The sequence below is a fragment of the uncultured Alistipes sp. genome, from assembly GCF_963931675.1.
In the GTDB taxonomy this organism is placed as follows: domain Bacteria; phylum Bacteroidota; class Bacteroidia; order Bacteroidales; family Rikenellaceae; genus Alistipes.
On sequence record NZ_OZ007039.1, the window covers coordinates 2657322 to 2669233 of the forward strand.

An 11912-nucleotide genomic window follows, 5' to 3' on the forward strand; every position below is an offset into this window, starting at 1 on the left:
TATGAACAGGAAAGAACAAAAGACAGAGGGAGCCCACCGCAAGATCGGGCGCCCTCGGAAATTCACTCCCGAGCGTTTCTGGGCGGTCTTCGAGGAGTACAGGAGATGGGCCAAGTCGACGCCGATCTATGTCAGCAAGGTGTCGGCCGGACAGACCATATCGGTCCCGTGTGAACGTCCGCTGACCCTTACGGGCTTTTGCCGGTTCGCGGAAATAAGCAGGGAGAGTTTCTATAACTACGAAGCAAAACCGGAATTTTCGGAGCTGCTGACCTTCATTCGAGAGACTATCGAGGCCGACCAACTCGATGGCGCTTTGGTCGGGGTATATGATTCGAGCATTGTTGCGCGGGTTCTACGCCTGGCCGACCGCAAGGACATCACGACCAACGGCCAGAACCTTCAGCCGCCTGGTCCGGTTGTTACCGTGACGATTGACGAGGCCGCCGCCTCTATCATCCAGTCTATCGGGAAACAGACAATCCGGGAATAACAGAAACAGCCACCTCAACGGGCGGCTGTTCTTGTTTTTATGTTATCCGACGGATAGCGGAGTGAGATAAGGCTACTTCTTTTCTTCTTCAATTTGGGCCGTCTCTTTCCCTGCCAATACTTGCTTGGCATTGATTGGAGAGATAACCGAATGCCCCAACTGGGATTCCAGTTGATTGCGGGCCGCCTTTGCTACACTGCCCCCGCTTTTCGCCACTCTTGCGTTCTGTTGGAAGCCTTTGGGCTGTTGCTGCTTCGAGATCTCCGTTGCGGCAGCTTCGGCGAGGGTGTTGAGGGCCAATTCAATGTTCGTCATGTTGTCCCGCAGATTCTCTTTTTTCAGCCCTTTGTATTGCTTGTAGGCTTTGGTCGTACGTCCTGCCCACTCCATCGTGATGATGTCGGTAAGTGTGGCATATTGCTGCCCCTCAACGCCTCGGCGCTGCCATTCGTCGGTCAGCTCCTTGCGCACCTCCATACTCTTCAATCGCTGGTTGATCCAGTTGTCGGAGTATCCCAGGCGCTTGTAGTCGGTCATCGCCTGCCGGATAGACAACTCCGGATCCTGCATCTGGTCGAGGCGGTCGCTGGCCACCTGCGCCATCCAACGCTTGAACGGCTCGGCCTTCGGGGAGGGGATCGACTGGATCAACCGGAAAAGCTGCTCGGTATCTGCTACATCCGTGAGTCGCATTTTTCCGTCAGAGGCGGGCATTTTCAAGGCGTGACAATTTGTCACGGTTTCATTTCCCTCTGCTTTGAGCCGTTGTTTGAGCTTGCGCCAGTAGGCGGCAGCATCAGTGCTCTCCGTCAGTACGGCCACGACGTCGACAATGGCGAAATACCAGGTTTCCGTTTCGTCGTCCCAGATGGTACGCACTTTCCGCTCTTCGAATAGCTGTATGGCTTGTTTCTGTGTCATAGGTGGTGTGGTTGAGGTTATTCTCCCTTCTCTATTCTGATCGGCTTGCCGCAATGCAGGCAGGCCTTATTTCCGGTGTTTGATCTCCGCTTCCAGCTCCTTCAACTGCTCCATATCCTCCCGGTCGGCTTCGATGGCGTCTCTGCGTTTTCTGCGGGCATTGAACTCTTCATAAACCCGGTAGGCGAAAGCGTCTTTTTGCTCCTTGCCAACGGAACCGGCATTGGATAAAAGGGGCTGATCGTTGGATACCAGGATTTTGTCGACATTCTCCCTCCAAAATCCCATCGTAAGGTCTTTCCGGTTTTTGGCTCGGAATTCGGCTGTTTCCAGGAAGATCACGACCAACCGATTCAAAGAATCGAGTTCGTCGTGCGTCAGGTAGTTTTTGGCGATAATAACGTCCTGCTTGCGGACTACGGCGCCCTTCCAGGAGGTAAGTCCCATATTGGGGGCGTCTGCATCGGCACGCTGCATCACGATCTCCGCGGATGTGTGCCCCGTTATGGCATAGAGGAGTTTATTTTGTGTTTCGGCATAGAACATCTGCGTAGCCTTGTCCGTTGGATCGTAGTCGCTGCTCAATGCAAACAGATCGCGCACCTTCTGATAGAATCGCTTTTCCGAGGCCCGTATATCCCGAATGCGATCCAATAACTCGTCGAAGTAGTCGGGCCGTCCGTCCGGGTTTTTCAGACGTTCGTCGTCGATAACGAACCCTTTGCGGAGGTATTCGGCGAGATTGCGGTTTGCCCATTGGCGGAATTGCACACCACGGATGGAACGGACGCGAAAACCTATCGCCAAAATCATTTCCAACGAGTAGAATTTGACTTGATAGGGTTTGCCATCTGCAGCAGTTGTCAAATAATAGTTGACAACTGATTTTTCTATCAATTCCTTCTCTTTTAGTATATTACCTATATGTGCGCTAATGTTCTGTTTGGAGGTGGCAAAAAGTTCGGCAATCTGCGCTTGATTGAGCCAAACCGAGCCGTCGCGTGCCAACAGGGAAACGCGGCTTTTCCCATCCACCGAATTGTATAGGATCAACTCTTGTTCCATGATTATTCCTTTTCTCTGATCTCCAATACTGCTCCGCAATGCGGGCAGGTGATCGTGTCCGTCGGCTGCGGGGCGAACAGCTCCGGAACCGTTACCCCCAGGGCAGCGGCAATCTTGCGGAGCGTGGTTATTGTTGTGTTCCCATTGATTGCTTTTGATAAACCAACACGGGAAATACCTATTTGTCCTGCTAAATCTGTCTGCGTCATGCCTCGTTCTTTGAGGATTTCCGCTATTCTGAACTCATTATCCATAATGTAAACATTTTGTTTGTGGAGACAAATATATGAATTAAACTTGTTGTTTGCAAAATTATATTTAGTGATAATAAAAAGTTGTCAAAATATTTGCAAGTATGAATAATTATTGTTTACTTTGCATTGTCAAAAGAAAACAAAATGTTTACAACCATGACACCCGCCACCCGTACCGAGATTCAGCACTTCGCCAAGCAGATCGCCGATTACGTCACCTTCAGATGCGACGGCGAAAGCGAAGGTTTCGAGATCATCCACAACGGATATATTGCCTTTGTCAACTACGAGGCCGAATATCGTGCCGTCCGGGGCGGTGACTGCTACTGCGGGATGTGGGAAATGGTCCCCGAACTGGTCAGCGAGCAGACGACCGTCGAGGCCGTATGGGATGAAGAGGGCAACGAATATCCCGAACTTGCCGACGCTTTGCAGGTGCTGTTGAACTAACAAATAAATCGGCTCTCTTACCTTCCTCGGATAGGTGCTGTCACACCACGCGACGAAGCCCCCGGCGGTAATCCGGCCGCCGGGGTCACAGAGAGCCCCAAATGAAAATAACCATGAAACGAAACGATTTATCGGACATCATGCGTCGTGCCTGGGCGCTGTTCCGCATAACGGGCAAAACCTTTTCCGTATGTCTTTCGACGGCGTGGAGCCTTTACCGTCTTACCCTTCGGATGCGGGCCGGTATCGTTCGGTTTGCCTACGAAAAGGCCGACGGCACGCTGCGCCGGGCCTGCGGAACGTTGCGGGACATCGCGGCCACGATCAGGGGCACCGGACGTCCGGACGATGGTCGCACGGTCAAGTATTACGACATCGAGGCTGCCGGTTGGCGGTCGTTCAAAGTGGAAAACCTTGTAACGATATATTGAGCTATGGAAAAGAAAGTAATCAGAATCGAAGCGGAACCGACCCGGGAGGATGCCAACCGGATCATCGCCGAGCGTCGGGAGGCGGTCCGGGCTTATGTCCTGGAGAAACTCAAAGAGACCAAGACGGCCACGCCTGCCTCCGATTTACTCTTTGGGCTGTTTCCGATCCAGGAGGGCAACCCCTACCGGGAGATCGTGAATATCTCGGCCTACGTTTCGGCCGCAATGTCGGAGGCGTGGCGGCTGTTTTTCGAGGTGGAACACCTGCGCCGCGAGTTGGCCGAGTTGAAAGGCCGCGAGATCGAGGATGTAAAATGTACGGTAGTTGAATAATCCAGATAAAGCTATGACAATCGAAGATTTGAAAAACGCAAAGTTGAGCCCCGTGACGGCCGAATATTTGGGGGCGTATATCAAACTCTCTGACATATATGGAGAAGTTGAAGATCTTGTTGAAACGAACTATTGTCCCGAATGTGTCAATAAAGCCCTCGAAAATTTTGAGAAAGCAATGAATTGCGCAATGGAAGAGGTGATGAAGTTTGCGGCCCACTCTATGAATGAACGGTTGTGCACTCTCGACAATCACACGGAAATATGATCTACGAACTGACCATCGACGGCTACCTGCTGGGTGTGTTCTCCTCCGAAGCCGAGGCCATCCGGCGAGCCCGGTATTTGCCGAGGGACCGATATACTCTCCGGGAGTGGGCGATGGACGGCGAATTTTCGACGTTCGACCCTGCGGTGAACAGATGCTACACTTTCGACAACTGACGCAAGAACGGCAAACCTTTTGGCGACCGGGATCCTCTGCGGGGCCCCGGTTGTTTTTTGTGCTTGAAGCACGAGGCAAGCACGAAAACCCCAGCGAGTTTTTCGACGTCTTCGCGCGTGCGCGCGCGATTCATTCAGTGAATAGGGCTCCGATTTCATTGTTCTGCGGGGTGCAGGTACTTGCAAAATCCGGGAAGTTGTGTGTAAATTGTGTGTAAATGGGGAAAATAAAAGGAGTTACAAATCGCTGTAACTCCTTGATTTTCAGTTGTCGGGGTAACAGGATTCGAACCTGTGACCCCCTGCTCCCAAAGCAGGTGCGCTAACCGGACTGCGCTACACCCCGAAGCCTGTGCCGAAACGGCTCCTTCGGCGACAAGTGGTGCAAAGATAGCGGCTTTTTCCCGTTCCGGCAAATTTTGTGCGTGAAATTCATCGGAAAGCCTTCGCCGACGGACGGTTTGCGTGGCTGTAAGGTGGCTGAAGCTCCTCCACGGTCAGCCGGGGAGTCATGACGCTGCGCAAAGAATCCGTACCTCCAACACGTCTGCCTGAATAGACCGGGAGCTCAACCAACCACATAAACATAGGTTATATCGCCCAGGATCTCGGCATATGAGGGCTTCCACGGGAGAAAGATACTTACCGTCTCCTTTCGATCCCGATTTTTCAGCTCGGGAATTTGCTCTTCGTATTTGGCGGCAGCAAAAGCATAGTCAAGAGGCACTTGGACACGAATGACATATTTCCGACGTTGCTCCTCCGGTAATGCCATCAGTTGTTTATAGGGGATAACATATAGGGATATGGCACATATGACCCTGTCATACAGTCGAAACCGGACCGCAGTAATGGGTATCTCGAATTCCTTGAAAAACTCTTTTAGGGGCCGTCCTTCCGGGTAGACAGGAGATGTATTTCTCCCCCAGTTGGCCTCCATATAGGCGGTTGTGTCGCCCCAGAAGAGCCGCCAGGGCCGGTATATGGTGCGGACCGGCTGCTGGGCCGGGCAAACCGAGGCCAGGAGTACCCCGGCAAGCAGAACCGGAAGTAAGGTTTTTGCTTTCATGACACGTATTTTGGATGTTTTCAGATGTCTGTTCATAGTATATGGATACCCCCTTGCGCAGCGGGTTATGGATGCCCTCCCCCCTTGCGCAGCGGGTTTCGGCTTGCACCTTCCCTCACGCAGCGGCCCTTTCCCTCACGCAGCGGCCCCTTCCCTCGTGCAGCGGCCTCTCCATTCACGCAGCGGCCCCTTCCCTCGTGCAGCGGCCTCTCCATTCACGCAGCGGCCCCTTCCCTCGTGCAGCGGCCTCTCCACTCACGCAACAGACCCTTCCCTCGCGCGCCTCTCCTCTTCGTGGGCGGTTAGGGCCGTCCCACGCTGTCGAGCAGGTGGCCGAAATCCTCGCCCGGAGCGGGCTTGTAGACTGCAAAACCGAGCGTCTGTGCCGTATCGACATTCTTCTGTCCGTCGTCGATGAAGAGCGTGCGCTCGGGCACCATCCCGCTGTCGGCGATCATCTTGCGGAAGATCGCCTCCGAGGGCTTCAACTCGCGCATCTCGTACGAGAGGTAGATCTTGTCGAAATAGTCCTCCATCGACTTGCCGTCGGCCTTGAACATCCGCCGGATATGTCCCATCGCCGCGGGGTTGTTGTTCGAGAGGACGTAGGTGCGGATGCCGCGCTGGCGCAGGCGGTCGATCTGGCGGAGCTTTGCCACGGGAATCCCGAGGTGGAACGCGCCGTATGCGTTGTCGATCTCCTCGTCGGTGACCGACGGGGTCCCGGCCAGCTGCCGCATCCGGTCGCAGGCTTCGTGGAACGAGATGAGGCCGTGTTCGAGCAGGCCGATCATCTCGGCGGGGTAGTAGGGTTGGATGATTTCGGCTACGGCATCCATTCCGAGTCTGCGGAATGCGGTGCGGCAGCGTTCGATGTCGAGGTCCACGAGGACGCCTCCGAGGTCGAAGACCACATTTTCGATCTGTTCCATAGTCAAGGGTGAGGTTGTTGTCCGGAGTTCCGGGTATCTATTTCTGAAATTTCATCGTGAATCGCCTTACGGGGCGCAGCACCCACATCGGGAGTATCTTGCAGAAGGGGATCCATGCGCGGTTCCACCAGTCGGGGACGATCGAGCGGCGTCCGCGCCACAGGGCCCGCAACCCTTTTCGGGCGCAGCGGTCGGCGGAGATCAGCACGCCCAGACGCAATCCGATCCGCTGCCAGTAGGGGGTCAGGCCGTAGAGGTCTGTGGCCACGCCGGCCGGCGATACGGCCGTGACGCGGATTCCCTGTTCGCGGACCTCTTTGGCAAAGGCCACGGAGAAGGTGCGCAGATAGGCTTTCGAGGCGGCGTAGAGGGCCAGTCCCGGGAAGGGCATCCACTGCGAGTAGGAGGACATGTTGAGGATGTACCCTCCGTCTCCGCGGCGGGCCATGTCGGCGGCATAGAGGCGGCAGAGCTGCGTGTTGGTCAGGTCGTGCAGCAGGATAATGCGTTCGATACGCTCCCCGGGTGTCCGGAGGATGTCGCGGAAGGAGAACATCCCGGCGTTGTTGATCAGGACGTCGATCTCCAGGCCGTCGGCCTGCGTGCGGTCGTGCAATTCGCGGGCCGCCTCCGTGCGGGCCAGGTCGCACTCCACGATTCGGATGTCGCACCACGGGTGTAGTTCTCCGATTTCGGACTTCACCGTTTCGAGGGGCTGGCGGTTCTCTCCCACGAGTACGAGGTTGTACCCCAGGGCTGCGAGTCGCCGGGCATAACAGTGTCCGATTCCCGATCCGGCGCCGCTGACCAGCGCCCACGCCGTTCCGGGCGCGACTTCGCCGCGGCGCATCCGGCGGTGTGCTTTTTGGCCGGGCCGGGCGACCTCGCCGACCTCCGCTTCGCGTCGCCCGGCGGCGGCCCCTTCCGCGGCGGCCATACCCGCCGTGTGTTCCTCCTGAATATCCACCGGTTTCATCAGGGCAGTCGTTTGAGTTCCTCGACGATCTTGCGCGGGAGGTCGGGACAATGCTTGCAGCACTTCATGTCGACGGAGTACATCCGGGCGATGCAGTAGTTGCGGTGGTCGCACTCGCTGCGGGTCGCCCCGTCGCCCTCGCGGAGCTTGTTGACGAAAGCCGGGTCGTTGACCAGCGCGCGGGCCATCTGCACGAGTTCGAATCCGGAGCCGAGGGCGCGTTCGATTCCTTCGCGGCTGACGAGCCCGCCGACGTAGATGAGCGTGCCCTTCAGTGCTTCGCGGAATTTTTTGGCATCTTCGAGGAAGTAGCACTCGCTGAAGGGGAACTGCTTGATCATGAAGGGCCCGCACCAGCGGATGAAGTAGCGGAGCCAGAGGGGCGAGTAGTAACTCATGGTGTAGAGGGGGATCAGCCCGCGCATGACGGCCATCGGGGCTTTGGAGACGAACCCGCCGGAGAGGACGATTCCGTCGACGCCGAACGACTCGATGACCTTTGCGATTTCGATGCTTTCGGGGATCTGAATTCCGCGCTTGAACCCGTCGTACATGTTGTGTTTGACGGTAATGGCCATGTTGCAGGCGCGTGCGGCCTCGACAGCCTCCCCGAGACACATCCGCATGAATCGCATCCGGTTTTCGAGCGAACCGCCGTACTCGTCATGCCGGTGGTTGGTGTAGGGCGAGAGGAACTGCGAGATGAGATAACCGTGCCCGGCGTGGACCTCCACGGAGTCGAATCCGGCGTCGTGGGCGGTATGTACTGCGCGTCCGAACTCCTTGGCGACCTGTTCGATTTCGCTGCGGCGCATCCCGCGCACGGGGGTGTAGGCGTAGAGGTTCACGCCCGACGATGCGCCGATGGGCATCTGTCCGGCGGTGGTCCAGTGGGTCATGTTTCCGCAGTGCCCGATCTGAATGGCTGCGGCGGCGCCTTCGCGGTGGATGGCGCCGGTGATGTCGCGCAGCCCGGGGACGATCTCGGGCCGAAGCCAGAGCTGCTTGTTGAAGGAGAGCCCGCTTCGGCAGACGGCGGCATAGGCAAGGGTTGTCATTCCGATTCCGCCGCGAGCCACGGCGACGTGGTAATCCTTGAGCTGCTGCGTGGGGCCGAAATCCTTGCCCATGGACTCGAACGCCGCGGAACGGATCGTGCGGTTGCGCAGCGTGACGGGGCCGAGCTTGTAGGGCGTGAAAAGTTTGGATTCCATATTTTTCGAGAATTTTTCGTGATTTTTTCAAGTGTTTTCGGAAGAGACCTGCGTGATTTTCGGATCCGTCGTGGTTTTCCGGGGTTGCTTTCTCGGGGTTTTCGGGTCCTTCGGGTCCTTCGGGATGTTTCGGGGTCGCTCCCTCAGGGCTTCGGAATTTTCTGTGGTCTTTGAAAATTTTCGGGCGGGACGCGGATCAGTAGATAAAGGGTATGATCCGCTTCCGCCGAAGTCTTGAAAACTCCTCGCCGAACTCCTGTTCGTAACGGCGCCGGAGCGATGCGGCGCGGGGTGCGAGGTTGGCGAAGGTCCACCAGGCGAAGACCACCCCGGCCCACGACCAGGAGGCTACGGCGAAGCCGACCCATTCGAGCAGCTCGCCGAAATAGTTGGCCGAGGAGACGTAGCGGAACATGCCGCCGCGGGGGATGTAGTGGCGCGTGTCGCCGGGTTTGCGGAGGTGGCGGATAATCCGGTCGGAGTGGAGGTTGATGGCCATTCCGGCGATGAAGAGGGCGCCGCCGATGTAGATGTAGGGCTGTGCGAACCAGTTGTTGTAGTAGCCGTCGGGGGATACCCAGAAGATCCAGCCGCCCTGCATCAGGGCGTTGAGGGTGTTGAAAACCATGCCCATGAGGACGATTCCGAGGGGCATCCGGGAGTTCCCGCGCAGGAGCAGCGGGAAGATGAACGAGCGTTGGAAGTAGTGAGCCTGGAATAGCAGGAACAGGGCGAGGGGGCCGGCCTGCCACATGCGGTCTGACGCGGCCCAGAGGATGCACATGAAGATGAAGACGGGAGATTCCATGAGTACCCATCCGATTTTGTTGGGGATCGGGGGGCCGTAGCGTCGGTCGAAGAGGTATCCGTACCCGGCTTCGAAGAAGTGGAGGGCGATGAAAACCACGAGGGCCAGGGAGGCCATGACGATGAGGAAGATGTCGAATGTTTCGCGCATGACGGGCAGGGATTCGGTAAAAACGCGATAAAGGTAGCAAAATTTTCGGGTTCGGACAAGACCCGAAACGGCCTGTGATTGTCCGATTTTTCCCGGTTTCGGACGACGGCTTCTCCGTGCGGGGCCGTTGCCTGTCCGGAAACACCCGGCCGGGTTGTTTTTTTGCTCTTTCGGAAAAAATGCGTATCTTTACCGGTCATCAAGTATCACCTAACCTGTCCATACATGAAACCGTTTTACCTGCTGATGCTCACTGCTGCCCTTGCCTGTGCCGGATGCTGCAAGGACAAGTCGGACAACCCCCCCCCTCAAAAATTGACCGTTGAACAGACCGACTGCACGCTCGGCGCCTTCGAGGAGCGGACCGCAACGGTCTCGCTGAGCGCCTCCGCCGACTGGACCGTCTCCGTTGTGTATGACGGTGCCGATTCGGAAGCCGATGCCGCGTGGCTGGCTGTCACGCCGGCAAACGGCGCGGCCGGTGAACAGAGACTCACGCTGTCGGCCGACAACAACTTCCGGAATGCACCCCGCACGGCCCGCCTGGATCTTGCCTGCGGGGGGCAAACCGTGCAGGTGGCGGTCACCCAGAGTGCCTCGGGCTTCGACGACACAACGGACCTTACGGACTTCTTCGATCCGCAGTTCGCGCAGGACTTGCAGTTGTTTGGGATAATCCCCGATGCCGAACAAATTCTTTTCAAGGATGTCGCCTATATAACCACGCTCCAAATCAATTGTCGCACCAGTACTTCGACCTCCTTGCAGGGTATTGAATTTTTCAAATCGTTGGAGATTCTGGAGTGCGAAAGCCCTCTGTTGACATCGCTGGATGTGAGTGCGAACACGGCGCTGAAGGAGTTGTACTGCCGCGACAATTTGTTTTCGTCGCTGGATGTGAGTGCGAACACGGCGCTGGAGGTGTTGTCCTGCGGTGGTGGTACGTTGGCATCGCTGGATGTGAGTGGCTGCACGGCGCTGAAGGAGTTGTACTGCGGGGACAATCAGTTGACATCGCTGGATGTGAGCGGCTGCACGGCGCTGACACGTTTGGATTGCTACGGCAATTCGTTGACGTCGCTGGATATGAGTCGGAATACGGCGTTGAATAAGTTGCACTGCTACAACAATCAGTTGACGTCGCTGGATGTGAGCGGTTGCACGGCGTTGGTGACGTTGAACTGCAGGGACAATCAGTTGGCGTCGCTGGATGTGAGTGCAAATAGGGCGTTGCTGTACTTGTTCTGCTACAACAATCGGTTGACGTCGCTGGATGTGAGTGCAAATACGGCGTTGCTGCGTTTTTACTGCTATGACAATCCCGGCGACGGGGAGTCGAAGTTCCCGGTAACGGCCTGGTTCGACAATGAGACCGTGCCGGAGGGCTTGGATGTCGATAAGTTGGAATGGACGTACAACGGCAAGACCATCACTGTCGACTACCAAAAAGCGGAGTAATACATTGCACCATAAACAACGGACCTCTCCTTTCGCGGCAGGTCCGTTTTTGCATCCGGCGCGTCGTCGGCCGTGCGGGAGAGGATCCCCATCTCGGAAAAGGGCTCTTTGAGGAGGCTTTTTTCGTTTCGGAGGGAAAATACCCGCGCGATTTGTGGAAAAGTCCGTATCTTTGGGGCATCATCAAAAACGCTTAGCCATGAAGAAACTCGTGGTCTTTACCGGCGCTGGGATGAGCGCCGACAGCGGCCTGGCGACGTTCCGCGATTCGGACGGTCTGTGGGCCAACTACCGGATCGAGGATGTCTGCACGCCGGAGGCCCTGGCGCGGAACCGGGCGCTGGTCATCGAATTCTACAACAAACGGCGCCGCGAGATGCTTGCGGCACGTCCCAACGCGGGCCATGAAGCCATTGCGGCCCTGGAGCGGGACTTCGCGGTGGAGGTCGTGACGCAGAACGTCGACGACCTGCACGAACGGGCGGGCTCGACGCGCGTGACGCACCTGCACGGCGAACTGCGCAAACTGCGTTCGATGCGCAACCCCGACCTTATTGTTCCGATCGAGGGGTGGGAGCAGGCGTTGGACGCCACGGCGCCGGACGGTTCGCTGCTGCGCCCGCATATCGTCTTCTTCGGCGAATCGGTCCCGATGTTCGAGCGGGCGGCGGAGATCGCCGCGCGGGCCGAGATCATGGTCGTGGTGGGGACGTCGTTGGCGGTCTATCCGGCGGCTTCGCTGGTGCGCTACGCGCAGCCGGGGGTTCCGATCTACCTTGTGGATCCCGGACACCCCGATACGACGGGTATCCGCAACCCGCTGACCGTCATTTCGAAACGCGCTGCCGAAGGCGTGCCCGAACTGGCCGCGCTGCTGCGCCGGACTTATCTGAACCAGTAGTTTGCTCCTCCGG

Annotated in this window: 16 protein-coding genes and 1 tRNA gene; 8 read left to right on the forward strand and 9 right to left on the reverse strand. The window is 57.1% G+C overall.

Translation table 11 applies throughout. The annotated features are described in order from the left end of the window. The first annotated feature begins 1 nt into the window (after position 1). Positions 2 to 493 (forward strand): terminase small subunit, encoded by a 492-nt coding sequence (locus ABGT65_RS11245; protein WP_346702234.1) that lies wholly within the window; start codon positions 2 to 4, stop codon positions 491 to 493. 72 nt (positions 494 to 565) lie between these two features. Here ABGT65_RS11245 and ABGT65_RS11250 read toward each other — a convergent pair whose 3' ends face one another. The 3 genes from ABGT65_RS11250 to ABGT65_RS11260 all read right to left on the reverse strand — a co-directional run bounded on the left by ABGT65_RS11250 (position 566) and on the right by ABGT65_RS11260 (position 2733). Next, positions 566 to 1414: a Bro-N domain-containing protein gene (locus tag ABGT65_RS11250; protein ID WP_346702236.1), complete on the reverse strand. Its 849-nt coding sequence runs from the start codon at positions 1412 to 1414 to the stop codon at positions 566 to 568. 66 nt (positions 1415 to 1480) lie between these two features. Beyond that, positions 1481 to 2479, reverse strand: coding sequence for a virulence RhuM family protein (locus ABGT65_RS11255; RefSeq protein WP_308501436.1), 999 nt, complete (start codon positions 2477 to 2479; stop codon positions 1481 to 1483). A 2-nt stretch (positions 2480 to 2481) separates the two neighbouring features. Further along, a complete protein-coding gene (locus ABGT65_RS11260; protein WP_346702237.1) occupies positions 2482 to 2733 on the reverse strand; it encodes a helix-turn-helix transcriptional regulator in 252 nt (83 codons plus the stop codon). 156 nt (positions 2734 to 2889) lie between these two features. Between ABGT65_RS11260 and ABGT65_RS11265 the strand changes: the two genes are divergently transcribed. The 5 genes from ABGT65_RS11265 (at position 2890) to ABGT65_RS11285 (ending at position 4391) form a co-directional block, all read left to right on the forward strand. After that, positions 2890 to 3183, forward strand: a complete 294-nt coding sequence (locus ABGT65_RS11265; protein WP_346700037.1) for a hypothetical protein — start codon at positions 2890 to 2892, stop codon at positions 3181 to 3183. Positions 3184 to 3296: 113 nt separating this feature from the next. Continuing rightward, positions 3297 to 3614 carry an SH3 beta-barrel fold-containing protein gene (locus ABGT65_RS11270; RefSeq protein ID WP_346702239.1) on the forward strand — a complete coding sequence of 106 codons (318 nt, stop codon included), beginning with the start codon at positions 3297 to 3299 and terminating at the stop codon, positions 3612 to 3614. A gap of 3 nt (positions 3615 to 3617) precedes the next feature. Continuing rightward, positions 3618 to 3947, forward strand: a complete 330-nt coding sequence (locus ABGT65_RS11275; RefSeq protein ID WP_346702240.1) for a hypothetical protein — start codon at positions 3618 to 3620, stop codon at positions 3945 to 3947. A gap of 13 nt (positions 3948 to 3960) precedes the next feature. Continuing rightward, a complete protein-coding gene (locus ABGT65_RS11280) occupies positions 3961 to 4215 on the forward strand; it encodes a hypothetical protein (protein WP_346702242.1) in 255 nt (84 codons plus the stop codon). Beyond that, positions 4212 to 4391 (forward strand): hypothetical protein, encoded by a 180-nt coding sequence (locus ABGT65_RS11285; RefSeq protein WP_346702244.1) that lies wholly within the window; start codon positions 4212 to 4214, stop codon positions 4389 to 4391. The genes ABGT65_RS11280 and ABGT65_RS11285 overlap by 4 nt, the downstream gene beginning before the upstream one ends. Positions 4392 to 4662: 271 nt before the next feature. Here ABGT65_RS11285 and ABGT65_RS11290 read toward each other — a convergent pair. From ABGT65_RS11290 to ABGT65_RS11315, 6 genes are all read right to left on the reverse strand, one after another. Then, positions 4663 to 4737 (reverse strand) — tRNA-Pro (locus ABGT65_RS11290). A gap of 222 nt (positions 4738 to 4959) precedes the next feature. Further along, on the reverse strand, positions 4960 to 5460 hold the full coding sequence (locus ABGT65_RS11295) for a hypothetical protein (protein WP_346702246.1): 501 nt from the start codon (positions 5458 to 5460) through the stop codon (positions 4960 to 4962). A 302-nt stretch (positions 5461 to 5762) separates the two neighbouring features. Next, positions 5763 to 6392: an HAD family phosphatase gene (locus ABGT65_RS11300; protein WP_346702247.1), complete on the reverse strand. Its 630-nt coding sequence runs from the start codon at positions 6390 to 6392 to the stop codon at positions 5763 to 5765. Positions 6393 to 6429: 37 nt separating this feature from the next. Continuing rightward, on the reverse strand, positions 6430 to 7368 hold the full coding sequence (locus ABGT65_RS11305) for an SDR family NAD(P)-dependent oxidoreductase (RefSeq protein WP_346702248.1): 939 nt from the start codon (positions 7366 to 7368) through the stop codon (positions 6430 to 6432). Next, on the reverse strand, positions 7368 to 8582 hold the full coding sequence (locus ABGT65_RS11310) for an NADH:flavin oxidoreductase (RefSeq protein WP_346702250.1): 1215 nt from the start codon (positions 8580 to 8582) through the stop codon (positions 7368 to 7370). Before ABGT65_RS11310 ends, ABGT65_RS11305 begins: the two co-directional genes overlap by 1 nt. Before the next feature lie 196 nt (positions 8583 to 8778). After that, on the reverse strand, positions 8779 to 9540 hold the full coding sequence (locus ABGT65_RS11315; RefSeq protein ID WP_346702252.1) for a DUF1295 domain-containing protein: 762 nt from the start codon (positions 9538 to 9540) through the stop codon (positions 8779 to 8781). Between the two features lie 225 nt (positions 9541 to 9765). On the opposite strand from ABGT65_RS11315, the gene ABGT65_RS11320 reads away from it, so the two are divergent. Next, the gene (locus tag ABGT65_RS11320; protein ID WP_346702253.1) at positions 9766 to 10998 is read left to right on the forward strand and encodes a leucine-rich repeat domain-containing protein; all 1233 of its coding nucleotides are present in this window, start codon (positions 9766 to 9768) and stop codon (positions 10996 to 10998) included. A 199-nt stretch (positions 10999 to 11197) separates the two neighbouring features. Continuing rightward, on the forward strand, positions 11198 to 11899 hold the full coding sequence (locus tag ABGT65_RS11325; RefSeq protein WP_346702255.1) for a Sir2 family NAD-dependent protein deacetylase: 702 nt from the start codon (positions 11198 to 11200) through the stop codon (positions 11897 to 11899). Positions 11900 to 11912: the final 13 nt, after the last annotated feature.

What these genes read in the sequence shown, in the direction of transcription:
- ABGT65_RS11245 (WP_346702234.1), top strand. Translation starts at nt 2, where the DNA reads ATGAACAGGAAAGAACAAAAGACAGAGGGAGCCCACCGCAAGATCGGG.
- ABGT65_RS11250 (WP_346702236.1), bottom strand. Translation starts at nt 1,414, where the DNA reads ATGACACAGAAACAAGCCATACAGCTATTCGAAGAGCGGAAAGTGCGT.
- ABGT65_RS11255 (WP_308501436.1), bottom strand. Translation starts at nt 2,479, where the DNA reads ATGGAACAAGAGTTGATCCTATACAATTCGGTGGATGGGAAAAGCCGC.
- ABGT65_RS11260 (WP_346702237.1), bottom strand. Translation starts at nt 2,733, where the DNA reads ATGGATAATGAGTTCAGAATAGCGGAAATCCTCAAAGAACGAGGCATG.
- ABGT65_RS11265 (WP_346700037.1), top strand. Translation starts at nt 2,890, where the DNA reads ATGACACCCGCCACCCGTACCGAGATTCAGCACTTCGCCAAGCAGATC.
- ABGT65_RS11270 (WP_346702239.1), top strand. Translation starts at nt 3,297, where the DNA reads ATGAAACGAAACGATTTATCGGACATCATGCGTCGTGCCTGGGCGCTG.
- ABGT65_RS11275 (WP_346702240.1), top strand. Translation starts at nt 3,618, where the DNA reads ATGGAAAAGAAAGTAATCAGAATCGAAGCGGAACCGACCCGGGAGGAT.
- ABGT65_RS11280 (WP_346702242.1), top strand. Translation starts at nt 3,961, where the DNA reads ATGACAATCGAAGATTTGAAAAACGCAAAGTTGAGCCCCGTGACGGCC.
- ABGT65_RS11285 (WP_346702244.1), top strand. Translation starts at nt 4,212, where the DNA reads ATGATCTACGAACTGACCATCGACGGCTACCTGCTGGGTGTGTTCTCC.
- ABGT65_RS11295 (WP_346702246.1), bottom strand. Translation starts at nt 5,460, where the DNA reads ATGAAAGCAAAAACCTTACTTCCGGTTCTGCTTGCCGGGGTACTCCTG.
- ABGT65_RS11300 (WP_346702247.1), bottom strand. Translation starts at nt 6,392, where the DNA reads ATGGAACAGATCGAAAATGTGGTCTTCGACCTCGGAGGCGTCCTCGTG.
- ABGT65_RS11305 (WP_346702248.1), bottom strand. Translation starts at nt 7,368, where the DNA reads ATGAAACCGGTGGATATTCAGGAGGAACACACGGCGGGTATGGCCGCC.
- ABGT65_RS11310 (WP_346702250.1), bottom strand. Translation starts at nt 8,582, where the DNA reads ATGGAATCCAAACTTTTCACGCCCTACAAGCTCGGCCCCGTCACGCTG.
- ABGT65_RS11315 (WP_346702252.1), bottom strand. Translation starts at nt 9,540, where the DNA reads ATGCGCGAAACATTCGACATCTTCCTCATCGTCATGGCCTCCCTGGCC.
- ABGT65_RS11320 (WP_346702253.1), top strand. Translation starts at nt 9,766, where the DNA reads ATGAAACCGTTTTACCTGCTGATGCTCACTGCTGCCCTTGCCTGTGCC.
- ABGT65_RS11325 (WP_346702255.1), top strand. Translation starts at nt 11,198, where the DNA reads ATGAAGAAACTCGTGGTCTTTACCGGCGCTGGGATGAGCGCCGACAGC.